27 protein-coding genes are annotated in these 25,706 nt (G+C 40.3%); 16 read left to right on the top strand and 11 right to left on the bottom strand.

Going from position 1 to position 25,706, the window contains the following annotated elements:
* The first annotated feature begins 34 nt into the window (after positions 1 to 34).
* On the top strand, positions 35 to 1,090 hold the full coding sequence (locus DCO56_RS02145; protein ID WP_108632908.1) for an SDR family oxidoreductase: 1,056 nt from the start codon (positions 35 to 37) through the stop codon (positions 1,088 to 1,090).
* Between the two features lie 56 nt (positions 1,091 to 1,146).
* Here the strand turns inward: DCO56_RS02145 and DCO56_RS02150 are convergent, their stop codons facing one another.
* Positions 1,147 to 1,536: a RidA family protein gene (locus DCO56_RS02150; RefSeq protein ID WP_108632106.1), complete on the bottom strand. Its 390-nt coding sequence runs from the start codon at positions 1,534 to 1,536 to the stop codon at positions 1,147 to 1,149.
* A gap of 92 nt (positions 1,537 to 1,628) precedes the next feature.
* Entirely contained in the window at positions 1,629 to 2,192 is a 564-nt protein-coding gene (locus DCO56_RS02155; protein WP_108632107.1) for a Crp/Fnr family transcriptional regulator, read from the bottom strand.
* Between the two features lie 179 nt (positions 2,193 to 2,371).
* On the opposite strand from DCO56_RS02155, the gene DCO56_RS02160 reads away from it, so the two are divergent.
* Complete coding sequence (locus tag DCO56_RS02160) at positions 2,372 to 3,478, top strand: ISAs1 family transposase (protein ID WP_108632108.1); 1,107 nt, start codon at positions 2,372 to 2,374, stop codon at positions 3,476 to 3,478.
* A gap of 33 nt (positions 3,479 to 3,511) precedes the next feature.
* Here the strand turns inward: DCO56_RS02160 and DCO56_RS02165 are convergent, their stop codons facing one another.
* Positions 3,512 to 4,429, bottom strand: a complete 918-nt coding sequence (locus DCO56_RS02165) for a DUF4421 family protein (RefSeq protein ID WP_108632109.1) — start codon at positions 4,427 to 4,429, stop codon at positions 3,512 to 3,514.
* A 241-nt stretch (positions 4,430 to 4,670) separates the two neighbouring features.
* Between DCO56_RS02165 and DCO56_RS02170 the strand changes: the two genes are divergently transcribed.
* Genes DCO56_RS02170 through DCO56_RS02190 form a run of 5 tightly spaced genes read left to right on the top strand, consistent with a single transcriptional unit; the run spans position 4,671 to position 7,916 of the window.
* Complete coding sequence (locus DCO56_RS02170) at positions 4,671 to 5,273, top strand: RNA polymerase sigma factor (RefSeq protein WP_219929287.1); 603 nt, start codon at positions 4,671 to 4,673, stop codon at positions 5,271 to 5,273.
* Complete coding sequence (locus tag DCO56_RS02175; RefSeq protein ID WP_108632110.1) at positions 5,270 to 5,746, top strand: anti-sigma factor; 477 nt, start codon at positions 5,270 to 5,272, stop codon at positions 5,744 to 5,746. The genes DCO56_RS02170 and DCO56_RS02175 overlap by 4 nt, the downstream gene beginning before the upstream one ends.
* 20 nt (positions 5,747 to 5,766) lie before the next feature.
* Complete coding sequence (locus DCO56_RS02180) at positions 5,767 to 6,207, top strand: hypothetical protein (protein WP_108632111.1); 441 nt, start codon at positions 5,767 to 5,769, stop codon at positions 6,205 to 6,207.
* On the top strand, positions 6,204 to 6,617 hold the full coding sequence (locus DCO56_RS02185; RefSeq protein WP_108632112.1) for a hypothetical protein: 414 nt from the start codon (positions 6,204 to 6,206) through the stop codon (positions 6,615 to 6,617). The genes DCO56_RS02180 and DCO56_RS02185 overlap by 4 nt, the downstream gene beginning before the upstream one ends.
* A 12-nt stretch (positions 6,618 to 6,629) precedes the next feature.
* Positions 6,630 to 7,916: a retropepsin-like aspartic protease gene (locus tag DCO56_RS02190; protein WP_108632113.1), complete on the top strand. Its 1,287-nt coding sequence runs from the start codon at positions 6,630 to 6,632 to the stop codon at positions 7,914 to 7,916.
* A 61-nt stretch (positions 7,917 to 7,977) separates the two neighbouring features.
* Here DCO56_RS02190 and DCO56_RS29465 read toward each other — a convergent pair whose 3' ends face one another.
* Positions 7,978 to 8,127 carry an SRPBCC family protein gene (locus tag DCO56_RS29465; RefSeq protein WP_219929288.1) on the bottom strand — a complete coding sequence of 50 codons (150 nt, stop codon included), beginning with the start codon at positions 8,125 to 8,127 and terminating at the stop codon, positions 7,978 to 7,980.
* Positions 8,128 to 8,151: 24 nt separating this feature from the next.
* Entirely contained in the window at positions 8,152 to 8,382 is a 231-nt protein-coding gene (locus DCO56_RS29470; protein ID WP_219929289.1) for an SRPBCC family protein, read from the bottom strand.
* A gap of 323 nt (positions 8,383 to 8,705) precedes the next feature.
* Here DCO56_RS29470 and DCO56_RS02200 point away from each other — a divergent pair, with 323 nt between their 5' ends.
* The 6 genes from DCO56_RS02200 to DCO56_RS02225 all read left to right on the top strand — a co-directional run bounded on the left by DCO56_RS02200 (position 8,706) and on the right by DCO56_RS02225 (position 19,147).
* Positions 8,706 to 9,275, top strand: a complete 570-nt coding sequence (locus DCO56_RS02200) for an RNA polymerase sigma factor (RefSeq protein ID WP_108632114.1) — start codon at positions 8,706 to 8,708, stop codon at positions 9,273 to 9,275.
* 142 nt (positions 9,276 to 9,417) lie between these two features.
* The gene (locus DCO56_RS02205) at positions 9,418 to 10,563 is read left to right on the top strand and encodes a FecR family protein (protein ID WP_108632115.1); all 1,146 of its coding nucleotides are present in this window, start codon (positions 9,418 to 9,420) and stop codon (positions 10,561 to 10,563) included.
* Positions 10,564 to 10,663: 100 nt separating this feature from the next.
* Entirely contained in the window at positions 10,664 to 14,095 is a 3,432-nt protein-coding gene (locus DCO56_RS02210) for a TonB-dependent receptor (protein WP_108632116.1), read from the top strand.
* Positions 14,096 to 14,115: 20 nt separating this feature from the next.
* On the top strand, positions 14,116 to 15,993 hold the full coding sequence (locus DCO56_RS02215; protein ID WP_108632117.1) for a RagB/SusD family nutrient uptake outer membrane protein: 1,878 nt from the start codon (positions 14,116 to 14,118) through the stop codon (positions 15,991 to 15,993).
* Between the two features lie 132 nt (positions 15,994 to 16,125).
* On the top strand, positions 16,126 to 17,448 hold the full coding sequence (locus tag DCO56_RS02220) for an IPT/TIG domain-containing protein (protein WP_108632118.1): 1,323 nt from the start codon (positions 16,126 to 16,128) through the stop codon (positions 17,446 to 17,448).
* Between the two features lie 148 nt (positions 17,449 to 17,596).
* Positions 17,597 to 19,147, top strand: a complete 1,551-nt coding sequence (locus tag DCO56_RS02225; protein ID WP_108632119.1) for a DUF1565 domain-containing protein — start codon at positions 17,597 to 17,599, stop codon at positions 19,145 to 19,147.
* Positions 19,148 to 19,205: 58 nt separating this feature from the next.
* On the opposite strand, the gene DCO56_RS02230 is transcribed toward DCO56_RS02225, so the two are convergent.
* Both DCO56_RS02230 and DCO56_RS02235 read right to left on the bottom strand, forming a co-directional pair.
* Positions 19,206 to 20,351, bottom strand: coding sequence for an acyltransferase family protein (locus tag DCO56_RS02230; protein ID WP_108632120.1), 1,146 nt, complete (start codon positions 20,349 to 20,351; stop codon positions 19,206 to 19,208).
* Between the two features lie 101 nt (positions 20,352 to 20,452).
* Positions 20,453 to 21,238, bottom strand: coding sequence for a hypothetical protein (locus DCO56_RS02235; protein WP_108632121.1), 786 nt, complete (start codon positions 21,236 to 21,238; stop codon positions 20,453 to 20,455).
* Between the two features lie 364 nt (positions 21,239 to 21,602).
* Between DCO56_RS02235 and DCO56_RS02240 the strand changes: the two genes are divergently transcribed.
* Complete coding sequence (locus DCO56_RS02240; RefSeq protein WP_108632122.1) at positions 21,603 to 22,028, top strand: DinB family protein; 426 nt, start codon at positions 21,603 to 21,605, stop codon at positions 22,026 to 22,028.
* A gap of 67 nt (positions 22,029 to 22,095) precedes the next feature.
* On the opposite strand, the gene DCO56_RS02245 is transcribed toward DCO56_RS02240, so the two are convergent.
* Positions 22,096 to 22,548: a GNAT family N-acetyltransferase gene (locus tag DCO56_RS02245; protein WP_108632123.1), complete on the bottom strand. Its 453-nt coding sequence runs from the start codon at positions 22,546 to 22,548 to the stop codon at positions 22,096 to 22,098.
* A 317-nt stretch (positions 22,549 to 22,865) separates the two neighbouring features.
* On the opposite strand from DCO56_RS02245, the gene DCO56_RS02250 reads away from it, so the two are divergent.
* A complete protein-coding gene (locus tag DCO56_RS02250) occupies positions 22,866 to 23,399 on the top strand; it encodes a hypothetical protein (protein ID WP_108632124.1) in 534 nt (177 codons plus the stop codon).
* 11 nt (positions 23,400 to 23,410) lie between these two features.
* On the opposite strand, the gene DCO56_RS02255 is transcribed toward DCO56_RS02250, so the two are convergent.
* A complete protein-coding gene (locus DCO56_RS02255; RefSeq protein ID WP_146190958.1) occupies positions 23,411 to 23,620 on the bottom strand; it encodes a hypothetical protein in 210 nt (69 codons plus the stop codon).
* Positions 23,621 to 23,967: 347 nt separating this feature from the next.
* Here DCO56_RS02255 and DCO56_RS02260 point away from each other — a divergent pair, with 347 nt between their 5' ends.
* Entirely contained in the window at positions 23,968 to 24,162 is a 195-nt protein-coding gene (locus DCO56_RS02260) for a YqaE/Pmp3 family membrane protein (RefSeq protein ID WP_108632126.1), read from the top strand.
* A gap of 66 nt (positions 24,163 to 24,228) precedes the next feature.
* Here DCO56_RS02260 and DCO56_RS02265 read toward each other — a convergent pair whose 3' ends face one another.
* Together DCO56_RS02265 and DCO56_RS02270 are read right to left on the bottom strand one after the other, a co-directional pair.
* Complete coding sequence (locus DCO56_RS02265; protein ID WP_181390434.1) at positions 24,229 to 25,011, bottom strand: alpha/beta fold hydrolase; 783 nt, start codon at positions 25,009 to 25,011, stop codon at positions 24,229 to 24,231.
* A 40-nt stretch (positions 25,012 to 25,051) separates the two neighbouring features.
* A complete protein-coding gene (locus tag DCO56_RS02270; protein ID WP_108632127.1) occupies positions 25,052 to 25,480 on the bottom strand; it encodes an SRPBCC domain-containing protein in 429 nt (142 codons plus the stop codon).
* Positions 25,481 to 25,706: the final 226 nt, after the last annotated feature.

The raw sequence follows: 25,706 nt of genomic DNA on the forward strand, positions 1-25,706 counted from the left end.
GATCAACACTAATTTTGTTAAAAAAGAAATCCATATGGAAACAACAAACAACACGGCATTAATCGTCGGGGCAAATGGTGTCATCAGCACAAACCTCATTGACTATCTTAGCAGCCTTGGAAATTGGGACATCATTGCATTATCCCGTCGCGGCGGAACCGATCGCGGCCACGTGCATTATATTGCAGTAGATTTATTGGATTTAGAGGACACTGTCAACAAACTAAACTCATTAACAACCGTAACCCACATTTTTTACGCAGCTTATCAGGACCGGGAAAGTTGGGCTGCATTGGTCGAACCTAATTTGAGGATGTTGATCAATGTCATAACGGCTATTGAGCCCGTAGCCAAATCCCTACAACATGTGAGTCTTATGCAGGGTTATAAAGTATATGGTGCGCATCTTGGCCCATTTAAAACGCCAGCCAAAGAATCGGATGCTGGTCATATGCCTCCTGAATTTAATACCAGCCAGCTACAGTACCTGCAACAGCAACAGATTGGCAAACAGTGGACCTGGTCCGCGATCCGGCCATCGGTTGTGGGTGGAACAGCGCCCGGCAACCCGATGAACCTTGCACTGCTGATAGCTGTATATGCTACTATTTCCAAAAAATTAAATATTCCACTTCGTTTTCCGGGGAAACCCGGTGCCTATGGCAAACTGTTGGAGATGACCGATGCCAACTTATTGGCAAAGGCGACTGTATGGGCGGCTACGGAGCCGCATGCTGCCAATCAGGCCTTCAATATTAATAATGGTGACTTATTCCGTTGGGAAGATCTCTGGCCCAAGATTGCGAAATATTTCAAGATGGAAGTCGACGCACCCTTACCCATACCTCTACAGACGATGATGTCCGACAAAGCAGATATATGGGAAGATATAAGGGCCCAACATGGATTGAATTATACTTATACAGAAGTATCTGCCTGGGCTTTTGGCGATTTTGTTTTCTCTTGGGATTATGACTTTTTTGCGGATGGCAGTAAAGCACGAAGAATGGGATTTCATGAGTTCGTTGATACCGAGCAGATGTTTTTTCGTCTATTCGACGAAATGCGGAATAAACAAATTATCCCTTAATAGCATTTCTCTTCATGGTGATTTTGATGATCGCCATGAAGAGAAAAATCAACTTGTTATTTGACCACTGTAGCTTCCAATTCGACCTTCAGCGTCTCAAATAATCCTACAACTTCCAGCGCTGTTAATGCCTGTTCAATTTGGTGTTTGGCAATCCATTCCTGAAGTATCGGGAAATGTGGCCAAAGTTCTCGCATGGAAGTGGTATATAGGTTTAAGCGCACAATTCCGCTACACAAATAGCCAGCTGTCTGAATAACGTTTTCTAGATTGGCAATAGCCTGTCTCAGTTGGGACTCCATGTCTTTATCACTAGAAATTCCGTCATCAGCTATTGCCGCCTGTCCGGAACAATACAAGGTCCCCGCTACATTTTTTACTTCAACAGCCTGCACGTAACTCCGTTGCCGTTGCCACGTCCATGGGTTAATCGATCTTCTATTCATTTTCACAACATTTTGATGTACAACAAAATTGTGAAATGGCAGATGTAAATACCCTTGATAAAACGCACAATTTTTGCGTGACAGAAGTCACATCACCGCGGCAGCCGGCTTAGAGCCTCCCGAGAAACGCCTAAATAGGCTGCAAGTAATGATTTCGGAACACGCTGTACCAGCGTGGGGTATTTTTTCAGGAGTTGTTCATAGCGTTCTTTAATCCCTACTGTCATTGTTGAAATAATGCGTTGCTGCGCAGCGATAAAGCCTTGATAAGCCTTCTCCAGAAAAAAATGCTCTAATTGGGGCATTGCAGCGCATAGTTTTCTATAGTCAGTCAAACGGAGGCAAAGTACCTCCGTATCTTCAACACATTCAAGTGACATCGTGGCCCTCGATTCCGTATAAAAAGCGGCAAAGTCAGTCTCCCACCAATCTTCCTGTGCAAAACCGACAATATGCTCCTTTCCGGTATCGTCAGAATAAACGAGTTTTAAAAGTCCTTTGAGTACAAAAAAGTTGCATGGTACCAGCGCTCCTTCCTGAATCAAAAATTGATGTTTTTTGTATTTTTTATAGCTAAAAAAAGAAGAAATCGTTTCAAATTCAGTATCGTCAAGAGGTACAATACGTTCTATATGATCTCTTAATTGATTCATCATTGTATAAAATTTGGTTGCTAAAAATACAATTTTCTTACATCATTTTGCCGGTTTCTTGGACAAACTCAGGGCTAACGCATTAAAAATAAAAAATTCAGGAGAGTTTCCACATTTTTAGGTTTTCGATGTTGGTAAAATGTGTTTCGTTAAAGTTCTGATGGAGGTATCTTTGTTCCATCATGTTAGAGAAAAAGAGTACCCTCCATCACTATTTTGAACAGTTTCCCGACCACCGGATTAACCGGAACAAGAGGCATCTTTTGAGTGACATCATCATTCTGTCGATCCTTGGTGTACTTTGTGGTGCTGAATCCTGGGATTCCATTGAGGCTTTCGGTAAAACCAAGCTTGGTTTTCTCAAAGGTTTTCTCAAACTGCCTCATGGGATTCCCTCACACGACACGATCAATCGTGTCTTCAGCGGTCTTCGGCCCAAGTTGTTTGAAAAAATGTTCGTAGAATGGGCAGGTAGCCTGAAGAATGAGTCGATCAAAAAGGAGGTCATCAGTATAGATGGGAAGAGCATTAGGGGTTCAAGGGATAGTTTTCATTCCCAGAGTCCAATACACATGGTGAGCGCATGGGCATCCAGTAATGAGCTGGTATTGGGACAATTGAAAGTCTCTGATAAGAGCAACGAGATCACCGCAATCCCCCTTTTATTGGAACTGCTGGACATAGAAGGGAGCATCGTGACCATAGATGCTATGGGTACCCAAGTCGATATTGCACAGAAGATCGTAGAGAACAAGGCGGATTATATCCTATCGGTCAAGGGAAACCAACAGGAACTATCGGATCAGATAAAGGGTCGATTTGAAAACCAGCTTCCAGCAGACGCAGATCTCGCCCAGGAGAAAGGGCACGGACGCATAGAAAGCCGTAAATGCGAGGTGATCACCGACCTTACCTTCATAGACAACAGTATTTCATGGGCTTCAATAAAATCGGTGGTACGCATAAGTTCCACAAGGGAGATAGGAAACAAGGTGACCACAGAACAGCGCTATTATATCAGCAGCTTGAGTGAAAAAGCGGCACATTTCAATAGTTATATCAGGTTACACTGGGGCGTGGAAAACAAGTTGCACTGGTCACTGGATATGATATTTAATGAGGACAGGCAAAGAAAGAGAACAAAGAATGCGGCCGACAACTTCTCATATATTAGAAAAATAGGACTCAATCTGCTCAAAAAGGATACATCAAAGGGCTCATTGGTTACAAAGAGACTCAAAGCGGGATGGGATGATAAGTATCTAATGCAAATTTTTAATCAAATTTAAATGCGTTGACCCTGGGACAAACTGCTATTCCGCTCAACCTGATCCAAGTTTGCTAAAAGAAAAGTTAATTTGTTTGGTTACTGACAGCTGCAGAGTGATATTGGTTACGGTATAGTCTTTTTTTGTTTCAAAAAAGTTCATTTTGTTATTGATCATCATCCCGTAGCTGAAAGACCAATCATCCTTGGTGTAGCTGGCCACTGTTCTTGCCAATACAGTTGGGTAAATTTTAAAATGAAACTTCTTAAAATTTTCGAGGTCATTTCCGATGTTAAAACCAATTGTTGTATATGCCGTAATCAACCAATGCTGATCTAAAACCCAAGAATATACATATCCTCCCTGTGCACCGATCTGTAGATTATCGAGATTCTGTACAAGATTTCCTTCAGCCCCTTCAAAGTCCCGCAGTCGATGCCAATATAGGTTGGTTCCTAGCAGAAAGCTGCCTGCACTCTGAAGCTGTCGTTCGCTTCGCTCAAAAGCTGCCTTCAATGAAAATTGTGTGTGATTAAACAGGTAGGTCTGTTCGAGTCCCATCTGATTGATTTTCATTTCCGGAAAAAGATTGATGTCCCTTCCATCCATGGCAAAGAAACCTTTATAACGTTGAAAATAGATGTCCGTCACAAACTTTCGTCCATACCGATGGATCTGGAAGTCTGTCGAACTGGTTTTACCGTATGTTTTATCTTTTAATGAAACGATCTTTGTGCCTACTAAAAAATTAATCATAGTGTTTCTGATCCCCAGCCCCACGCCCACTTTCATCGGATAATTCGGTTCGAAAGTCCTGTCCTCGGTGGTCATGTTGACCGCGCTTGTTGATAGATAACTCGTTAACCAGGAAGCATTGGGATAGGTATAAATAAATGTCGTGTCAATTTCCTGTCCTTTTGAACAGAACGATAATAAACACATCGTAATAAATAGCACAATGTTCTTAAGCATTAAAAACGGACATAAAGTTTTCAATAAAATAAGCAGTATAAATCTATGTGGTGAATATACAGCTTATAGGATAAAAACGATAACTTTCCATGCGAGGCTTTATTACAATCTTCTTCTCCGCAAAGAAATTCGGCAAAAAGACAAAAACAAAACAAACTAAAAATCAATCAGATAAACAATTTTAAATACTTATTTTTAAATTTAATGCAACCTAAAAATAATTTATGGGTCTTAATTATCCGTGAGCACAACAACAACGATACAACCTGAGGCTGACCGGGAACTAATCTCTAAGATCCTGAAACGGGATCCGCATGCTTTCAAAAAGCTCATCGTCGATCACGAGAAACTTGTTGCTCATTTCGTTTATAAAATGATCCCAGTCGCCGCTGACCGACGGGATATCATACAGGATGTCTATATCAAGGTGTACAATAATCTGGGACATTTTCGCTTTCAGAGCAAATTATCCACCTGGATCGGACAAATTACCTATAATACCTGTTTGCATTATCTACGGAAAAAGCGTCCACTGTTGTTAGCGAGCTTTTTCGAAGAAAGTGACCTATCCTATGTTGATTATAAAATAGCACATGCATCCGCCAATGCGACGGAAGAAGGACTGTATGCGCGTGAGCTCACAGAAACGATAGCACAAGCGGTGAAACAGCTCCCGGCATTATATCAAACACTGATCGGATTACATTACCAACAGGAACTTAGTTTACAGGAGATTTCAGAAATCACACAATTACCGGAGGGTACCATAAAGTCTTATTTGTTTCGTGCACGCAAGCAATTAAAAGACATTCTATTAAAATCACAAAAAAGGGAGGAATTATGAACATCGCACATTTAACAGAAGAACAGCTGCAGACTCTTGCTGATTCCACTGACGGCACAGCAAGTTTGGAAATGGATCATATTTCCACCTGTGCAATATGTAGAATTAAATTTGAAAATTATCAGTCAATCAACTTGGCTATCCAAGAATTACCCATAACCACCTTTGATCCGGATTTACCGGATGATATTGTCAACATGCTGATCCCCCAAAAGATTCCGATTCACTGGGCAGCCCTGGTGGCGGCTACCCTGGGCGGTATATTGGTTACGGTCAGCGCTGTTATCTATGGTAAACAATTTGTAGTCCTATTTATTCAGCTTCCCACCATAATGCGTTATTTATTTGCCATCTTGCCGCTTTCTTTTATTTGTATACAGAGCATACTATACCTAATACGGTATCGACAAAAATTGAACATGATCATAAAAAAACAGATTATTTTGCAACCTAAATCGGATCTCTGGATCTGATATACTATAAAATCAATTGTATGAAACGCATTTTGAACATAACATTGCTGCTCACAGTCATCACCGTTCCGACCATGGCTTTACAACAAAGCACTTCAGTGATGGAAGATAAAGAAGTTATCTTTTTTTCGCTCAATGCGATTGCTGTTTTGCTATCCATTTGGATTGCTTCATCTTTTTTGCTCAGTCTCATCAAACTGTTCTTAAACGATCGCTTGCGAAGGACCCTTATTCAGCGCAATGCCCCTTTAGCGATAATTACTGAAATCCTCCCCAAAGAAAACAATCTTGCGGAGCGCGCACTAAATTGGTGCTGTATATTATTTGCCGGTTCTGCCGGACTCACGCTATGTTATTATACCCAGCCATTTGGCTTGCATTCTGTCATTATCTTAAGTATAAGCTTAGCATTCGGTTTACTTATCTATTATTTTATACATAAACATACCAACAAGTCATGAAAACAAATTACACGCTTATGGCAATAGCTATTCTATGTATCGGGTTATTCGCTTCCGGAAAAAAACTATTCGATCAATTCGCTTATACTCGTTCCAAAACAACTGTTGTTTACAATGAGATCGGTCCGCTCTGCACCTTAACGGCAACCTTTCCAAAAGCAAAGTCTACATCAATTGGCCAATACATTAAAAACTGGAGTCAAAAAAATGGTAAATCTCTAGTTCTGTCGGGAGACACAGCACTATTGTCATCCCTAAACGGCCCCTGTTACAAGCTCTATATGGATGAGACAAACCTAACAGTCATCGCAAGTCGCAATCAGTCTGACTGGACTGCATATGCCTTAATGAAAAATGATTACAAGTTGATCACAGATTTTATCACGAAAGGAAGCGAGCAACGTAATTAAAAAATAAAACAAATGAAATTAGCAACACAGCTTCTCACTTTTACGTTGATCTTTGCCGCGTTTATGGCCACCAAAGCCCAAGACCAACAAAATTTGCCGGTGATTCGGGCTAGCAAATCTATGGTTAGCATACGTGACGGAAAGTTATTCGCTAAAGACGTTTGGAAATTAACCCCGACAACGGCACCTGATATTTACTACACACAAGTGCCAAGAGCAAAACGTAAAATAACATTTATTACGGATAAAGATTCCATTTCTTTTACTACGGTTTATGGTAAAACTTATGATTTCATTATATTATTGAATGAACAGGATCGTATTCTCACCCGAATATCGGCTAATTATGAGCAACTTTTAAATCCAGCAGCACAATCTAAACCGGCCAAACAATCGGTGGATACCATTCCCTTTTTTATGAAAAATAGTCGTATTTACTTTAAAGGAAGTCTGAATGGTTATAAAGATTTGACGATCATGTTTGATCTAGGGGCAGGTATGAGCTGCCTGAGCGAAAAATCGCCAGCAAAAGCAGCGGTCAAATTTGATGGTCACATCAGTGTCCAGAACACGGATGGAACAAACAACGAACCCAGTGCCAGGATGAATAGTTTAGAAATTGCTGGATTACGCTGGGATAACGTTCCATTGGTACAAATTCGAAATCTAGCGGATGGTGAAGATATGATCATCGGAAATTCACTGTTCCGTGACAAAATTGTTGAAGTTGATTATGAAAAAAAACTCATGATCCTAACTGATCAGTTAAACAAAGATCTACAAGGGTATCAGATTCACGATGTTGACTATGTTCAATATCGACCTAGATTTGAAGTCATTATTAAAGTTGGAGAACGGGATTATCCCTTCCATTTTCTATTTGGTACCGGTAGGGATGGCAGTATGCTCATTGGGGATGATTTTACAAATCGTTATCGTCTTTGGAACAAATATCACTCGCTATTTTCTTTTGGAAGAAAAAAGATCATTGTCATTCAGGAGCTCCACATCGGAAATCAGGTTTTTAAAAACATTGTAACAAACGCCAATAATCCTAACTATCCGAATCCCAAACAAAGCTTATTGGGTAATAAAATACTGAATCAATTTAATTTCATCCTAGATAACCGTAACGGTAAACTGTATCTGAAAGCGAATAAACTCCAAAATGATAACTACAGTACATACAATGAGTTTAAGCTGGCATTGGTGTTTATTGCAATTTTCATCATCGGAATGCTGATCTTTATCGGGTACCGCTTCAAAAAATCATATCTTCGAAAAAAGTCTACCCTATAAATATTATTTTCAGCCGGTCTACATTTCTGGAAACCGGTCTCCGACCAAGTTAAGCAAAATATTAAATTCCAAATGCTTTTAGATTTGCTAAAACGAGTGTAAATCCCTCGGTACTGTCCCTTACGCCGACAATCAGCTTTTGGGGCGTATCATGTTCGATTTCATTAGTTACCGATACAAATGTTCCTCCTTTATTGCCTGAAATTTCCATTCGACAATAGAAGGTTCGTCATAATTACCTCCGTTGAAAACAATTTTTTTTGTTATCTATGATTTCCAGTACTTCAACATTGACCTTATGATTATACATCTCCCATTCCCATTCAATATTCTTGTCCTTTTCTAATTTCCCGGAACTCTTGGTGAACCAAATTTTAGTTGTAGTTGCAGGGTCTATAATGGACTGAAACACCTCAGTAACATCTTTTCTGATAAACATTTCTGCTTTGGCAAAATTCGTCTTCATTGTTTTATTTTTACGATCGGTAGTCTATTTACCCGTTTAAAAACAATCATTTCCTTTAGCAAATCAGAAAATTATTTGATCTAAGAACGCATTGTATTTCCATTACATGATTCATTTTTCGGTCTCTTTTTATAAAGCGGACTACTCATTCTTTCTTAATAAATTTGACAAGATGTGAAGTATGGCCCTTATGCTAATTTGTCCCGACATATCGACTCCAGTTACGGATTATGGCATCGGTGGAATAGATTTTGTTTTGTTGTTATTTTATACGTACTTTGAATAGGTTTTTGTGGGATACCTATTGTAAACAGAATTAAATTATGAATTTCTCCGCCCGTTCGGATCAGCAAATTTTTGAATCAGTTTGTCAAGGTGAGGAAAGAGCGCTACAACATCTGATGCACCGCTTCTGGCAGCCGCTGTTCAAGACAGCCTCAGTCACCATGCAGGATCCCGAAGTATGTCAGGAACTTGTCCAAAACGTATTTATCAATATCTGGCGAAACAGGGAGAAAATAAATCTCAAATATTCCATCAAAACCTATCTATTTGGCTGTATTCGTTATGAAGTATTCCGAAATGTCAAAAAAAAGATGGATTATGTCGAACTTAAAGATTTAGATGAGAACTATGTTGACTCATTCAATCCGTTGTTAAAATTGGAGTATACAGAACTGCTTGACTATCTGGATCAAATGATCAATCAGCTTCCTGATAAATGTAAGGAGATCTTTTACCTCAGCAGAATGGAGCAACTCAGCCATAAGGAAATTGCCGAGAAGCTGAATATTTCTGTAAAAACAGTAGAAAACCAAATTTCTATTGCATTGAAACGATTAAAGCAGGGTATGCAGAATATGCACATCTTTTTTCAAATTTTCTTTTTCTAACAAGAATCTGAAATACAACACATTACAACCACAACAGTCTAATAAAAGGCTCTTTTATATTTTCTTTTAAAAAAAAGTGCAATTCCTTTTGGGGGCTAATTGAAAAAATGAACTCTATAAGAACGAATCAATTATAGATTTCATGAAAAAACCTGAAATTATAGACTTAATCAAGAAAATTTTGCGCAAGCAATCCTCCGAAGATGAAGTGCGTGAAGTAGACCACAGGCTCTTGGATGCTTATCATGATACTACTTGGGACGAAGGTAAATTCGGCCCTGCAGAAAATATAGAAAAACAGATTAAGCTCAACGTAGAACAACTTATTCAAGCAGAAGCGGGCAATACAAAAAAAACAAGTATTTTCCTTCGTTACCTCCCTTATGCCGCCTCTTTGTTATTGGCTGTTTCCAGCATTGCCGGATATTATTTTTTTAAGGGTCGGAAGGCCGATTTACAAGCCACCAATCAACAGGCATACCTGAATCCGGGGACCGAAAAAGCTTCTTTGAAAAATTCAGACGGCAGCAGCCTGGATCTGCAGCAACAGCAGGTTGGAGACACTGTTCCTTTCGGAAAGCTGTTGTTCAAAATTGATCAAGAAGGCATTATTAGTTATCAGGCAAAGACCGGAAAAAAAGACATGGAAGCTCAACTTGTCACCTTAGCAACCCCAAAAGGCGGTAAATATCAGATCAATTTAGAAGATGGTACCAAAGTATGGCTCAACGCCGAGAGTAGCCTAATTTTCCCCGAGCATTTTGCTGCTGACCGTCGTCTCGTTCAGGTCAAGGGAGAAGCTTACTTCGAAGTTGCTGAATCAAAACACAAACCTTTCATTGTAGCGGGTAATGGATTTGGAATCCGGGTACTGGGGACCAAATTTAATGTATCCGATAGGGATAACCTCCATGTTGCAAAAGTCGCTCTGTTACAGGGATCAGTACGTTTGACTTCAAAAACAGGCCAGACCATGCTCAAACCCGGTGAACGTGCGAAGATATCTACCTCAGGTGTTCAAATAGATCAATTTGACGCGGAATCCGAAATCGCCTGGAAGAACAACTATTTTATTTACAAAGATGAAAATATCAAAACCATTATGGCGGATGTTGCGCAATGGTATGATGCCGAAGTTATATTTCAGGGAAATGACTGGGATGATGTAAACCTTAAGATGAAAGTCTCCCGAAGAGAAAATATCGAAGAGATCTTGTCACTTCTCGAATTAACAAAATCAATCAAATTTAAAGTTGTGGAAAGGAGGATCTACGTCACAAAAAGATAAATCGAAAACTTAAGCCGGGATGCTGTCACATCCCGGCTACGAATAGAGTTTAAAAATTTTCTGTCAAAAATTAATTAACCTTTTAATTCTAAACAAAATTATGAAAATAATACTGGGAAAAGAACAGTACATGTTCTTAATTAAGACCCTATTGATTATGAAGTTCTACCTAATGCTCGCATTTTTTGGCGTTGTTCAGGCTAAAACTCCGGTTTATAGCCAAAAAATGAACCTACATTTTAAAAATAGTAAGGTCGACCTTGTTCTTGCAGAAATCAGCAAACAGGCGCAGCTTGACCTGCTTTATGATTCAAAGCTGATCAAGAAAGCAAGCCCTGTCACCCTCAATCTGGAGAATGCCACGTTAAATGAAGCGCTGACAGCCTTGTTTCGAAATCAGGCACTTGAGTTTGAAGTCATCAAAAAGACCTTAATAATACGTCCAAAAGAATCGACGGGAGTAGCTCGTACCGCAGAGATTACCGAAAATCAAAAAGCCATCAATGGCTCAGTCAAAGATCAACAGGGAAACCCATTAGCCGGTGTTACCGTACGTATAAAAAATACCCAGATCACAACGACAACCGACGGCAAGGGAGATTTTACCATCGCCCCACCATCCGGATCCGGCCAGGTGATCTTGACATTTACATACGTAGGCTATGAACCTATTGAACGACCAGCAGATAACAAGGACCATTTAAATATAACCTTGGCATTGGCCAATAATAATCTGGATGATGTTGTTGTTGTAGGTTATGGTACACAGAAAAAAATCAATGTTACGGGTGCCGTAAGTTCGGTAAATATGGCCGATATGCGTACACCGGTTCCCAATTTATCGAATGCTTTAGCAGGTAAGGTAGCAGGTATTATCTCGGTACAATCGAGTGGCGAACCCGGTTATGACAATTCGACCTTCACAATTCGTGGAATCGGGACTTACGCTGGTAATTCGTCACCTTTAATTATCATTGATGGTGTACAACGTGATGATGTCAATAGTGGTTTCGGTGGATCTTTCAATAATATTGACCCGGAAGACATCTCCAGTATTTCCTTATTAAAAGATGCCTCATCCACGGCAATGTATGGTGCTAAGGGTGCCAACGGTGTTTTGATTATCACCACCAAGAGAGGTGTCGCTGGCAAACCAAAGATTTCCTTTAAGGCAGAGAATGGCTTTTCCAGTTTTACAAAAACACCGCAAATGCTGGATGGCATAAAATATATGGAGCTGCAGAATGAAGCAAGAACAAATATGGGCTTGACCCCAACCTATTCAGATGAATTGATCCAAAAAACAAAAAGTGGACTAGATCCCTATATGTATCCCAATGTGAACTGGATTGATGAAGTGTATAAAAAGAATTCCATGCTGACCAATGCCAACATCAATGTTACCGGCGGTGGCGAATCGGTGAAATACTATATTTCGGGATCGTATTATAATCAAAAAGGCCCTTATAAGGTAAGCAACTTAAACAATTACAACCCTAATCTCGATTTCAAACGATATGATTTCAGGAGTAATGTAGATGTCAATTTATCAAAAAATACTTCCGTTCAGCTCAACTTAACAGGGATGTTGGTCAACTCCCGCTATCCCGGTATTGCTGCCGGTGATCTATGGTATTTGGCTTATGCGACGACACCCGTCGCATACCCAATTCAATATCCGGACGGTAAATGGGCCGGACCACTTAGCGGTGGCGGCGCCAATCCATTAAATGAGGTACAAAACAATGGTTACTCCAACGAATTTAAACCCATTGTACAGTCCGTATTGACCATTAATCAAAAATTAGACGACATTACTGAGGGATTGTCTGCTTATGCCCGGTTTTCCTTTGATAGTTATGGCGAATTCAACAACCGTCGCTCAGGAAAAAATGATTTATGGCAGGCAACAGGAAGAACCCCTGAAGGGGACTTTATTTTTAACCAAACTAGAGTCGGTCAACAATTTTTGGATTATAGCCAGGAATCTTCCGGTCAACGCGTCATGTACCTCGAAGGTAATTTAAATTATGATCGTACTTTCAATGATCACAAAATCGGCGGGATGTTCCTCTATAATATGCGTAACCGTCTGGTCAGTCTATCAGGCAGCGTTATTGGCTCTATTCCCTATCGTAACCAAAGTTTGGCTGGACGGATTAACTACGGATTCCGTGATAAATACCTTGTTGAAGTAAACGCTGGTTATACAGGATCTGAAAATTTCGAGAAGGGCCAGAAGTTTGGCCTATTTCCTTCCGCTTCGGCTGGCTGGGTGATTTCCAATGAAGAGTTTTTTGAGCCGTTGAAAAAGACATTTAGCTTATTAAAGCTTCGAGGATCTTATGGTATTGTTGGAAACGACAATATTGGAGCTGGCGGCCGTTTTCCCTACTTAACGCAGATCGGCGGTGGTGGTTTTACAGGCTTTGGTCTTAATGGAACTTGGGCCGGCGGAAAGACAGAAAATGTAATGGGTGTAGAAAACCTGACCTGGGAAAAATCCTATAAAACCGGGATCGGTCTTGAAATTGGCCTGTGGAACAAGCTCAATCTGATCTTTGACGGTTTCGCCGAACGTCGTAAGAATATTTTGATTGAACGAAAATCCCTTTCTTCTATCGCCGGTTATAGTAACTTAGCCGTATACGCCAATAAAGGTGAGATGGACAATAAAGGCATGGACGCCAGTGTTGAGTATAACGACAAATTTGGGGAAGTTGGCTTCCGCCTTTTTGGTAATGTCACCTATAGCCGCAACAAAATTGTCTTCGCCGATGAGCCGGTCAGGCGGTATGGTTATCAATCAATGACCGGAACACGCTTTGGTGAATACCAGGGACATATTGCCATGGGTTACTTTACGAGCAAAGAAGAGGTCGAGTCTGCCCCGCAACAGAAGTTTAACCCGGTATCTCCAGGGGATATCCGTTACAAAAACTTAAATGCTGAGGATGATAATATCATTGATGCTTATGACCGAACCTACCTTGGAAAATCCTGGTTTCCTTCTTGGTTATATGGTGCTGGTTTTTCTGCATCCTATAAAAACTTTGACCTTTCGGTATTCTTCCAAGGGGTCGCGGACGTAGGTATTATGGCCAATGGCAGTGAAATCCCTGGAAAAGGCATGGGGGTCAATGGTGTTGGTGTGCTCCCTTTTTCGGGTTTGGGAATCTATCCCAACAATACCATGTCCATTGTTGAAGACCGTTGGACCGCAGAAAATCCACGTCAGGACGCTTACTACCCACGCCTAACCATGGCCAGTGGAAGTGACAACAATTATATTAACAGTACACATTGGTTAAAAGATGGATCTTATATCCGTATGAAACAGGCCTCTGTGGGCTATACTATTAAAGCAAAAGGCTTAGACAAACTTGGTTTCACCTCTATGTATGTGTATTCATCAGGCCAAAACCTCCTGACGTTTAGCAAATTCAAGCTCTGGGATCCCGAATTGGGAAGCAACGGTGCCAAATATCCATTAAATCGCATGATTACCTTCGGCGTTCGGGCACAGTTTTAATCTAACTATATACCACAACTATGAAACAGATAACACCAAAATATATCGTATCAGGCCTACTGGCACTGGCCTTATGCCAAAATATGCAAAGCTGTACTTATTTGGACAAGAAACCGGATAACCTCCTCACTTCAGACATGGTCTGGGAGACCAGGGCAAATGCAGAATCTTACTTAAACCAGATCTATAGTTATATCGAAACACCTGTAGACGATTTTACTACCCTTGGTGCCAGCGATGAAAGTTCATGTAACATACCCGTTGTGAATGTTCGGCAAATGGCTGTCGGGAACTGGAATCCACAAAGCATGTACTGGCAGCATTATTGGAATAATGCATACGCCGCTATTCGGCAATCATTTGTTTTTGAGGAAAACATCGACAAGGTTCCCGAAGGTGCATTGAGCACAGAACTTAAAGTACAATACAAAGCCGAAGCAAGGTTTTTGCGGGGCTGGTACTATTGGAAATTGCTACGTCAATATGGCCCAGCGGTATTGTTGAAAGGGACATTGGGTTTGAACGAAGATTTCAACAAATATCCCCGCAATTCATTTCAGGAATGTGTCGATTACATCAATAGCATGATGGATCTTGCTGCAGCAGACCTTCCTGTGGTATGGTCCGCCTCCTCCAATTATGGTCGTCCAAGCAAAGGAACCTGTTTGGCCATAAAATCACAGGTGGCGCTATGGGCTGCAAGTCCCTTATGGAATGGAAATCCACGATTTGCAAATTTCAAAAACAAGGATGGTAAGGCACTTGCCCCTTTGCAGAACGATGCCAATAAATGGCAATTGGCCGCTGATGCCGCAAAAGCTGTTATTGACTTAAATGCCTATAAGCTCTTTACCAATCTGGATGAAGGAGATTCAAAATTCGATCCTTACCTCTCTTTCCGTAACCTCTTTTTAACAAACTGGAATAATGAGATTATTTTTTCCACGCACAAAGCGGACACTTGGCATTGGGGACATGAGAAAAGAAGTGCACCTGAACCCGGTGGGATTGCCATGATGAATGCCACACAAAATGTCGTGGATGCCCACCTGATGCGCAATGGTAAAACCATTGAAGATCCCAGCTCTGGTTATCGGGAGGACGGTTTCGTAGCAACGGATGATCCAGCCGACTGGGGCAAAAGTCGCGATGGTGTCAATAGAGGTTACATCGCTGGCAATTCAAATATGTATGTAAACCGGGAAGCGCGATTTTACGTCAATATTCTCTATAATGGTAAGCCTATCCTACCCGCACCGACAGCCGATGACCGCAACTTCTTTTCGTCAGATGCCAACAAGGATGGACGCGGAAGGGCTGAGTTTTATTATTCAGGAAAAGCCGGATTGGTCCAAAATTCAAATAGTGCCGATAAAACAGGATACCTTGCACAAAAAAATGTCAGTCCAGCCAGTAATATTCGCCAGGATCGAGCCGTATATCGTCCGTATATCCATATCCGCCTGGCTGAAATCTACTTAAATTATGCCGAATCGCTCAATGAAGTTAATCCGAGCCATCCTGATATTCTATCCTATCTAAACCTTGTCCGTCAACGGGCCGGTTTGCCTAAATTGGAAACTGTCTATCCACAGGTAGTGGGCAATAAAGATGAACAACGTAAATGGATTCTTCGAGAGCGGCAAATTGAGATGGCTTTTGAGGGCGACCGTTATTTCACGCTCCTTCGTCGACTGATGATGGGAAACCCAGCTTCCCGAGCAATATACAGGATGAATATCGCTTCAAACGATAATAATCAAGGATTTTTTTATCAGGACTTCTATAAGAGAAACTTATTGCAAAACAGATACTGGGATGATAAAATGTATCTATTTCCTATTTTACAGGATGATATCGATAAGAACACGGCGCTTGTTCAAAATCCAGGCTGGTAATTAAGGTTTGAATTTTAACTTTTACTATTTATGAACCTTCCTATTTAAAATTTCATTTTTATCCCACAGGTACATGTAAATTTTAAAATAGGATAAGCTCCATCTGGCGGATGGAAAAAAAATTATTGACAGATGAAATTAATATATAAAAAGTATTTATTCTTTCCCCTCCTCTCCTTAGTGCTATTGGTGGGAATATGTTCATGTAAGAAAGATAATATGGGTGCAGCACATGATCCCAATGCGGCAATTGTTGTCACGGATTTCCTTCCAAAGCAAGGTATCTATGGAACAGAAGTTCTGATCAATGGGGAGAACTTTACAACGGACACCACGGCGATTTCCGTTAAGCTCAATGGCATCCCGTTAAAGATTATAGCATCAAATGGCACGCAGATTATGGCCATAGTCCCTAAAAGGGCTGGCAGTGGAGTTATTGAAGTCTCTATTGGCGGAAAAACGGGAACGTCAAAAGATAGTTACAACTATATCTATAAAAGAACAGTCAGTACCTTGGCCGGCAACGGAACTGCAGGATTCTTTAACGGAAAAGGTACTGATGCAAAGTTTAATTTTGGTGGTGAACCTTGGTACCGCAATGGCGGTATCGCTGTAGATGATGCGTTAAATGTCTATGTCACTGACCCCGGTAACCACTGTATCCGTAAAATTGATCCCGCCGGAAACGTCAGTACGTTAGCAGGATCCCCAAGTAATGCCGGTTTTGCAGAAGGGAAAGGAGGTGAAGCACGGTTTAGCCTTCCCTATGGATTGACCATTGATGAACAGGGTAATCTGTATTGTGTCGATCCCGGAAACTGGGATATCCGTAAGATAACACCCGATGGTACAGCAAAGCTTGTCGCCTGGGCCGCGAGAGAGCCTTGGTTCATTACTTATGACCGAACCTCAAAAAAGCTATACTATAATTCTGTTACCTCCCCGGCTCCTATTTATCAGTTAAATACAGATGGTACAGCAGTAACGACAGTCATCGATGGATTGAATTTTCCAGCAGGAATGGCCTGCGGACCGGATGGCAGTCTATACATCTGTATCCATGGCGACAATCAAATCAGAAAATACGATCCCAAAACATGGAAGCATACCATGAGTGCCGGTTCTGGTAAATATGGTTACAAAAATGGACTCAATACAGAGGCCGAATTTGCCCTCCCCTGGGGTATTGCAGCTGACAACCAAGGCAATGTATATGTAGCTGGAAATGGTACCGCCGGTGCCGATAGTGGATCTCCGGATCAGAGCATCCGCTTGGTGGATGGCAAGACATTCCAGGTAAGTACATTTGCAGGATCCAATATCGCTGGTTTTACAAATGCCGTTGGCGAAGCCGCTTCGTTTAATGTGCCTGAAGGTGTTGCTGTAGACAAAAATGGTACGGTCTATGTCATTGACAAGAAAAATAATAGTGTCCGAAAGATTATCTCGGAATAAATGAGTGGGTGTCCGACGTAAAGCGATCGGACACCTGCTTTTTCTAAGCGGTGGGTTGCATCCCCGACGACATCTTTTCAATTCATGCGTTCTCAGAAGCTTCGCTTTTATGCCTTCGACAGCTTCTTTACATTTCAAATGACTTTATATGATTTTTAAGCGTCTATTTTCCTTGAGCTATGTACTGCTGCAGGGTATACTATTGTTTGCAGCATGTGGTCATGCTGATCATCTCGATCATACACAGACCGACGCAGCTCTTCAAAAAAGCAGGTACGTCTCGGTTAGGGGCAATGACCTAAACAAGGGTACGGAGAGCAAGCCCTTTCGTACGATTGCCCGCGCTTTGGAGGCAATATCACCAGGCGACACTATTTTTGTTCGCGAGGGTGCCTACCATGAGAAAGTAATGATTTCAAAATCGGGAAGTTCAGCAAAACTCATTACGATAAAGCCCTATCCCAATGAAGCGGTGGCCATTGATGGCGAGGGACTATCCATCTTCGGCACAGAAGCATTAGTAACGATCAGAAATGCCCGATTTATTCAGTTTGAGGGTTTTGAAATCCGAAATTTTAAAACACAGGCCAAAGGCAATGATGTGAATGGGATTATTATTGATCAAGGCTCTAAAAACATCACTGTGCGAAATAATAGAGTCCATCATATCGAAAACAATGCCAGCCCACAGGATGGCAGAAGTGGGCATGGTATTCTGGTCATTGGCAATACCGCCGAGGCCTTACAGGATATTATTGTGGAGGATAATACGATCCATGACTGCAATACCGGTTATTCCGAAAATCTGACAATCAATGGATATGTCGATGGCTTTATTATCAGACGAAATAAGGTATACAATGGCGAAAATATTGGTATTGTTGCAGCCGGAGGATATGCCGCCAATGCGACAGCAAGCCTGAACTATGTACGTAATGGACTGATCAGCCAAAACGAAGTTTACGATATTGACGGTAGAACTGGTCCTATCCCCGCATTTGCCCAGCATAACGGGGCCATTGGGATTTACATCGATGGCGCCCGGGATATCATTGTTGAAAGAAACAGTGTCTATCGCTGTGGACGGGGAATCGGGCTAGTCAGTGAAACTGATCATTTTCCGACACGTGACTGTATCGTAAGAAATAACGAAGTTTATCACAATTCACTCGCGGGGATAAGCTTAGGCGGTTACCTAAATTACACCGGTGGTGGTACGCTGAAGTGTTATGTTGTGAATAATACCTTATTTCACAACAATATCGACAAAGGGTATTTTGATGAAATTGAAGGTGAAATACGACTTGTTGAGAGCTGTACAGAAAACATCATCCAGAATAATATTATTGTAGCACAGCCTAATAGTGTATTTATTCATAAATATACCAATACGGGTAAATCCAATGCGATTGACTACAATTTATACTTCAGTACCGGAGAAGGTCAGTGGATATGGAATGGGAAAGTCATCCGGGATCAACACACCTGGAAATCAACCCTTATTGGCGATACACATACGATCTTTGGACAGGACCCGGGGTTTATATCAACGACACAAGCAGATTTTGGATTACGGGACTCATCTCCTGCCCTCGCCAAAGGGAAATTTATTGGTCAAGCAATCCATGGTGAATTGGATTTGAGTGGACAGGCAAGATTTGAGTCAAATCGCATTTCCATTGGAGCATTTCAAAAATAATCGTTTAAAAAGAAAATAGGCCAGTTGACACGAAATTGTCTATTGGTCTATCTTGCGTTTAATTCGAATGATTTTCCTTCGATTTAAAAAATCGCTGGGTCAGATATTTTCGCACAGGGACATCGTATAGTTTTAAACAAATATAAGCGAGCACAATGCTACCGATTACAACCGCTGCTGCACCGGGCAATGATTCTTCAAAGCTGAGGTTTTCATTTTTTACCCAAGCGTAATACAAATAGATAAAGGGATAGTGCACCATATACAAAGGGTAAGAGATGTCTCCCAGGAATTTAGACAGTTTGTTTGTAAAACTGCCTCCCTTTCCGGAAGCCCCCAGAACAACTAGCAGTGGAAAAATCAGCACACAGCACAACGTATCATAGAGTCCATTCATCCAGAGGTTTTCAGCTCCCCCGATACGCGGAATCGCCAAAAGTGAAACAAGGATAATACTACAGATCCAAAATGCCCCTTTTATCCGAACAGGTTTAAATACTCGAGATAGAAATAAACCTGCGGTAAAAGAAAATAAAAGACGTAATGATCCGGCTGTGAACTCCATTCCTGTCAGCGAAAACCCTGCACAGATATCACCCAATGGGCCCCAGATAGCAAAAACAGCCAATCCACATGCTGTAACGACGACGAGCCCGCCAAGTGCTTTTGTTGAAAATTTACGGATGACCAAAACATAAAGAACATTACCAATATATTCAAAAAATAAAGACCAGCTCGGGCCGTTAAGTGGAAACATCTCCCCTAGGCCTCTTACTTCATGTCCAGGCAGAGCAGGGATCAACAGTGCGTTCAATACCGTAGCCAGCAATAAAGCCGAAACAGTCACCTTGGATACATCCCACACCGAACAGCCCTGAGAATAAAACATCAAAGCGCCAATGATCGCCCCCATAACAACCATGGGATGAAGCCTTATAATCCGGCGTTTGATAAAATCCATTGTCGTCATCGTTCTCCAACGGTCATCATAAGCATAACCGACAACAAATCCAGAGAGCATAAAGAAAAAATCGACTGCTAAATAACCGTGGTTAATACGTTGATCCAGGTGGCTGGTTGCAAAGGCTTCAAAAATATGGAAGCATACGACTGTGATAGCTGCAACACCACGCAGGCCGTCGAGCACAGTATAATGTGGTTTGGTATCGGCATACGCGGATGTAGAAACTGCTGTATTAGGCATAGAAATAATAAGAATAGTTTGATTGATTTCCTAAAGCAAAGACGTAAATATAAACAAATTTGAAAAAACGTTTTATCGCTGCCGTTCAAACGAATCGTTTATCATTTAACAACAGGAATATAATCCTTCAAATAAACCTGTTCTTTCCGCATATCCTGAATATATTCTTTACTAAAAATTTCCAAAAGTATATCAGAAATGGCAGTTGTAGTCGGACCTTCATCTTCGGATTCACCAAAAGAGAAAATCTGTTCTTCCGTTCTATCTTTTTTAGTTAAAAAATAATAGAAATCCGGACTTTCCCAGCCTTTTACCCCAAACCCGGCTTCTTTTGATAGGTTGAGAGGCGTGTATGATTTTTGTAGAAAATTCTGAAGATTTTGGAAATCGGCCATATTTTTTGAGGTTTTGCTCGCCGATAAATAAGCGAATTTACCACCGTTATTTTCCCCCATAGCCAGCGAGGGAAAAGCGACACCATTCAGCATGGCCAAGGTATCCTTCTCTTCGTTGTAGGACACCGTTGTATAGCGATAGCCATAATATTTCTTCGGTTTTAATTTCCTCGTGCCCCAGCCCGAGGTAGACTCCACATAAAATGGCGTCGGCAAACTTCCTTCGCTATCAAAAATTGCCATGGTATCTTTTTTGAACATGGCGGTTTCAAAAACCTCCTTTAATGCTTTCTTGTCCATGTTATTCACATCAGAAGCTAATATAGACTCCGTTTTTTTTATTTTCGGCGCATAAAACTTTGAAACATCGAACGACTTATCCAACTTATCCAAGAATACAACATCCGGATCCTGAGATTGACAAGAATATAACAACGTCAATAAAAGCAGTGAAAAAAGGAGACTTTTATGTATAGAACTAAATAGCTTCATGGGGAAAATTGCTCAAATTATCTTTTCATTTTCAATCTTAAACCAGCGGCAAAAGATAGTCAAATATAAGGAGTACAGCGTTAGGTTGACAATATTATTTACAATCCGTGCAAACTGGTTTTAAAAATTGATCGTTATCCGAAGAAAGGGATGCGATTAATCCAAACCATGAAATGGAAGTAAGAACAAATTGATTTCTGTTCGTAAATTTTTATTTATAAATTAGCGATAACAGCTTATCTCTAAATACAACTTGCGGTAATTTTTTTATCAAATTTCAAACAAAATATTATTTTTTTTGAAAAAGTGACAAGCCATGTAATCACATAACATAAAACTAGCATTATATTAATATTCAATAAAAATGAACGATTTTATACATGAATTTGAAGTTCTCATTGATACTTTTCCAGCCGAACTTTCGGCCATTAATACAGTCGCATTTAATGAAAAGTCAGTTCCGGGAAAATGGAGCAAGAAGGAAATTTTAGGACACTTGATCGATAGCGCCATGACAAACTATCTCCGGTTTATAAGAGCACAATCTGAAGAAAACCCGCAGATTTTTTATGCACAGGATGACTTTTGCGAAAACGCAAATTATCAGCAGTCAGAGACTAAACAACTCACAGACTTATGGTTATCGCTCAACAAGCAGCTTTTATTTCTATTCAGGACGCTGATTGCGAGAGATCTGACAGCACGAAAATGTAATGATCTAACATTGGCGTTTTTGATGGCAGATTATGTAACCCACCTCAATCATCACCGGCATCAAATACTAGCTTAATTGTAAATTCATAAAGAAGGTCTAGTCCAGATAATCAGATGATTCTAAGGACTAGACAAAATATAGTTTACTTCTTACTCCACCAATGATAATAGTTGTGGGCTCCGTCGTATTCAAATCCGCAACGTGGATATAGCGTATTGCCGATATCGTTTGTTTTTTCCGTTTCTAGCATCAAACCACAGGCACCGGTTTCCGTACACCATTGTTTACTTCGGTCTATCAGTGCGACAGAGAGTCCTTTACCACGATAGTCCTGATGAACAAACAGGTCGCTCAGCAGCCATTGCATTTCCAATTTGGTGTAATGAAACAGTTTATATAATTGTACAAATCCTACCGCTTTACCGTCCACCATCGCTAGAAAAATATCCGATTCGCTATTCAGAAACCGTTCTTTTAAAAAGACCTTCCCTTTTTCCAGATCCGATTCCTGGCGATAAAAAATCCGGTAGAGGTTAAACAGTTCTGCAGTCTGTTCCAGGTCTTCGAGGCTAGCTTTTTTAATTTGATAATTCATTTTAGTAAATATTTTGATTTATACGGGCAAAAATACTCGTAAAAGAAATTCGCCTCATCCTCCAGATTTGAGATGTCAGACAGTCCAGTATGTTACCATCGCTGATTAAAGTCATTAAACGAAGATGGGAGGAGTTCAGTCGTGTTGCATTCTTCAATCGACGGATAAAATTTCATTTGTTCATAATGACGTGATCAGCAATCAGTTTAACACAATTTGATGTATGATCATATATAAAATCTTTTCGGACGAATTGTAAAAGCAGCATACATGGAGTACTTTACACCTTTATATTTATCAAAAATGATAAAGAGCTTATGGTTAATGAGGTTCAGTCTGAAAAGATTTATTATCGACCAAAAAGGAAAAGTGCCACTATCGCCGTTATTTTAGTGTTCATTGGTCTAGCACCATTAGGCATCGATATTTCCTCTTTGTTATATTCCATGGTAGCGATTCCATTGAAACTTATCTGTATTCTTACCGGTTTTTGGGTTTTGAAAAACAAGAAGAGGACCATTCGAGCGAAAACAGATATACATGGTTTTTATTTCAAGCGAATGTGTGGTAGCCCGGTATTAAAAAAGGCTATAACGGACTTGGATTTATTGGTTTTTGTTCCATTTGTGCAAATTGTCAATATCCGGATAACAGCGAGTATCTGGACGGGAACGAGACTCGAACTAGAAACCACGCAAGGCAAAGAGATGCTGACTATGCTGAATGTACTGAGCAGAAAAGAAAAACAGCAGATTTATCAAACTATTAAAAGATTCGGAATAAGGAATCCCGTCAAACCCCGAAAGGAAGAAGGATACCTTAAATATTTAGAAAAACCTGCTGTAAATTAGCCTCCTCCCTGTTAACTTAAATGATCTAATAACAATTGATCCACATATTCCCTAATTTCTTCGGGCAACATCAGGTAAACTGGTGTTTTTAGATTTTCTCTGTTGGCTTCACCTTCGGTAAAAATATTTCTGAACCCTTCATTGAGCCATTTTCCTTCATCTTCTAAATAAGCCTTATATTTATTGTCCAAAATCTCAATTATGTTTTTGCTATCTTTCATTTGTTCCGTCATTTATTCGATTGTAAACTGCATCTAAAAATATTCGACAGGGGAACATCAACATTGGTGCCACTCCTCAACTAAATTTTCAAAAGAAGATTGGAAACAGAAAACTTTAAGATTTCTTAACATTTTTATCAATTTGCCAAATAATGATTCAGTACGCCGACAGTGGCGATGTTGGTAACAGCATTCATATTGAAGCAAGTAGCAGCAATTTTTCACCATTCTTATTTGCTTTCTTTCTTATTATTGTCGATTTTTGCTTTGAACATCTAAGCTATCTATAGCCAGATAAACGTAGATTATTTTAACATAAGATATTACTCTTTTATAAATCAATTGTTATGATCTTGATCGCAGTGTTACTACCTTGGTTATCCTTCTTTTTAAGAGGAAAAATTTTCAGTGGAATTATCTGTTTAATCCTTCAGCTCACTATTTTGGGCTGGTTACCAGCTGCTATTTGGGCGGTTGCTTCACGTGTAGATGGAAAAAATAAACAACGTATACGAAGTCTGGAACGAAGTATGCGCCATTAAGTGTAGCAATCACCTGTCCTAAAATCGGATCGTTAATGTATACATCACCGCCACAAAAGAGTGCTATTAGGCCTCCAGGAATTTTCGAACCTGAAAAATGGTAAAATCAATTAATCCTTCATCAGTCTGACCGTTGAAATCTTTCATCATATAGTTTCCATGGTTGGCGGGTAAGATCATGAGACGGGCATCTGGGATCTGTTTTTGCATTTCAGCTAAATGCTCTCCCTTCACCACATCCTGATCCCCTCCGATCAGAAATACCGGACATGATATATTTTCTAAAGCTCCGGCTTCAAAATCGCGAAAATTTATCATTCGTTGGCTGTCTTTTTCATACATATTTCTAAAATCTTCGGGATCCGGATTTAATTTCAAAAAGTTTTCTTTCAGCGATGGCGGCATCACCTCGATCGTTGAAGCCGACATCCCCTCAAAAAAACCATCTAACAAACCCGCCCTTTTTGTATTACCGGAAGCTGCGATCAATCGGTCTACCCGATCTGGAAAAAGAGAAGCGAGTTTCAAAATAGTGGTCGCACCATTACTGAAACCAAAAAATGAAGCTTTAGCTATGGCGAGATGATCCAATACTGCTACAATGTCCTTTGCATCCTGCTCAAATGTTTCGGGAACTCTTCTATGTGCCGATTTTCCGTGATTCTGCATATCCAACAGAATCAATTGGTACTGATTCTGTAGCCGTTTCACGGTTTCCTCAAAATCAAAAAAACCAGAAGAACCGCCACCGTGAATAAGTATCAGCGGTTTTCCTGTTCCATAGATCTCATAATATAGTTTTATTCCATTGGCTGGAGAATAGCCTGAATGATTGCTCAATATATCCATAATTCAATATTAATTAGTTTGGCTTATTTAGGAGGAAAATTTATCTGCTTTCCATAAATTTCTTAAATTTGACCAGAACAGAGTCTGTGAATTTTTGTTGAAGGTCTAAAGGAGTTTTTGTATCCGGTTCAAATGTTTCCCTTAGAATTGTATTGTTATCTATTGCCTGAAATTCGACAATGCAGTTTCTCCCTGCACTGGTACTTTCAATATATTCGAATGGGATAATTCGGTCATACACGCCGCGATAGTCAAAGCCCTCTCCGTCTTCCATTCGCTCCATTCGAAAATTAAAATGCCCTCCTTCCCTGAAATCGTTTGTCACTACTGGACAATGCCAATCATCAAATGGAATGTTCCACTGTTTTATGGATCCGGCACCGGTCCAATGTTCCCAGACATCTTCAATCGGCCTTTCCACCAAAACAACCGAGACTAGGGTATTTCTGTTTGAGTCTGCAGCTTCCATATTTTATATTTTTAGGTTAAATACATTCTATCTATTGATCATTGTCTTTCCTATTTAATATTCCGATCGTCTGCTGCGTCCAGCAGATCTGATCGTCGCAAGTGAATAGCAACCTATCAATTGAAAGACAATATTAATAAACAGCGTACTAAATTAACTTGCCCTATGACAATATTTATGCAACGTTTAATTTTTTTAGATAAAAAGTACAATTTGAAAAATATGG

The organism is Sphingobacterium athyrii, from assembly GCF_003071065.1.
Lineage (GTDB): Bacteria > Bacteroidota > Bacteroidia > Sphingobacteriales > Sphingobacteriaceae > Sphingobacterium > Sphingobacterium athyrii.

What these genes read in the sequence shown, in the direction of transcription:
- DCO56_RS02145 (WP_108632908.1), top strand. Translation starts at nt 35, where the DNA reads ATGGAAACAACAAACAACACGGCATTAATCGTCGGGGCAAATGGTGTC.
- DCO56_RS02150 (WP_108632106.1), bottom strand. Translation starts at nt 1,536, where the DNA reads ATGAATAGAAGATCGATTAACCCATGGACGTGGCAACGGCAACGGAGT.
- DCO56_RS02155 (WP_108632107.1), bottom strand. Translation starts at nt 2,192, where the DNA reads ATGATGAATCAATTAAGAGATCATATAGAACGTATTGTACCTCTTGAC.
- DCO56_RS02160 (WP_108632108.1), top strand. Translation starts at nt 2,372, where the DNA reads ATGTTAGAGAAAAAGAGTACCCTCCATCACTATTTTGAACAGTTTCCC.
- DCO56_RS02165 (WP_108632109.1), bottom strand. Translation starts at nt 4,429, where the DNA reads ATGCTTAAGAACATTGTGCTATTTATTACGATGTGTTTATTATCGTTC.
- DCO56_RS02175 (WP_108632110.1), top strand. Translation starts at nt 5,270, where the DNA reads ATGAACATCGCACATTTAACAGAAGAACAGCTGCAGACTCTTGCTGAT.
- DCO56_RS02180 (WP_108632111.1), top strand. Translation starts at nt 5,767, where the DNA reads ATGAAACGCATTTTGAACATAACATTGCTGCTCACAGTCATCACCGTT.
- DCO56_RS02185 (WP_108632112.1), top strand. Translation starts at nt 6,204, where the DNA reads ATGAAAACAAATTACACGCTTATGGCAATAGCTATTCTATGTATCGGG.
- DCO56_RS02190 (WP_108632113.1), top strand. Translation starts at nt 6,630, where the DNA reads ATGAAATTAGCAACACAGCTTCTCACTTTTACGTTGATCTTTGCCGCG.
- DCO56_RS29465 (WP_219929288.1), bottom strand. Translation starts at nt 8,127, where the DNA reads ATGGAAATTTCAGGCAATAAAGGAGGAACATTTGTATCGGTAACTAAT.
- DCO56_RS29470 (WP_219929289.1), bottom strand. Translation starts at nt 8,382, where the DNA reads ATGAAGACGAATTTTGCCAAAGCAGAAATGTTTATCAGAAAAGATGTT.
- DCO56_RS02200 (WP_108632114.1), top strand. Translation starts at nt 8,706, where the DNA reads ATGAATTTCTCCGCCCGTTCGGATCAGCAAATTTTTGAATCAGTTTGT.
- DCO56_RS02205 (WP_108632115.1), top strand. Translation starts at nt 9,418, where the DNA reads ATGAAAAAACCTGAAATTATAGACTTAATCAAGAAAATTTTGCGCAAG.
- DCO56_RS02210 (WP_108632116.1), top strand. Translation starts at nt 10,664, where the DNA reads ATGAAAATAATACTGGGAAAAGAACAGTACATGTTCTTAATTAAGACC.
- DCO56_RS02215 (WP_108632117.1), top strand. Translation starts at nt 14,116, where the DNA reads ATGAAACAGATAACACCAAAATATATCGTATCAGGCCTACTGGCACTG.
- DCO56_RS02220 (WP_108632118.1), top strand. Translation starts at nt 16,126, where the DNA reads ATGAAATTAATATATAAAAAGTATTTATTCTTTCCCCTCCTCTCCTTA.
- DCO56_RS02225 (WP_108632119.1), top strand. Translation starts at nt 17,597, where the DNA reads ATGATTTTTAAGCGTCTATTTTCCTTGAGCTATGTACTGCTGCAGGGT.
- DCO56_RS02230 (WP_108632120.1), bottom strand. Translation starts at nt 20,351, where the DNA reads ATGCCTAATACAGCAGTTTCTACATCCGCGTATGCCGATACCAAACCA.
- DCO56_RS02235 (WP_108632121.1), bottom strand. Translation starts at nt 21,238, where the DNA reads ATGAAGCTATTTAGTTCTATACATAAAAGTCTCCTTTTTTCACTGCTT.
- DCO56_RS02240 (WP_108632122.1), top strand. Translation starts at nt 21,603, where the DNA reads ATGAACGATTTTATACATGAATTTGAAGTTCTCATTGATACTTTTCCA.
- DCO56_RS02245 (WP_108632123.1), bottom strand. Translation starts at nt 22,548, where the DNA reads ATGAATTATCAAATTAAAAAAGCTAGCCTCGAAGACCTGGAACAGACT.
- DCO56_RS02250 (WP_108632124.1), top strand. Translation starts at nt 22,866, where the DNA reads ATGGTTAATGAGGTTCAGTCTGAAAAGATTTATTATCGACCAAAAAGG.
- DCO56_RS02255 (WP_146190958.1), bottom strand. Translation starts at nt 23,620, where the DNA reads ATGAAAGATAGCAAAAACATAATTGAGATTTTGGACAATAAATATAAG.
- DCO56_RS02260 (WP_108632126.1), top strand. Translation starts at nt 23,968, where the DNA reads ATGATCTTGATCGCAGTGTTACTACCTTGGTTATCCTTCTTTTTAAGA.
- DCO56_RS02265 (WP_181390434.1), bottom strand. Translation starts at nt 25,011, where the DNA reads ATGGATATATTGAGCAATCATTCAGGCTATTCTCCAGCCAATGGAATA.
- DCO56_RS02270 (WP_108632127.1), bottom strand. Translation starts at nt 25,480, where the DNA reads ATGGAAGCTGCAGACTCAAACAGAAATACCCTAGTCTCGGTTGTTTTG.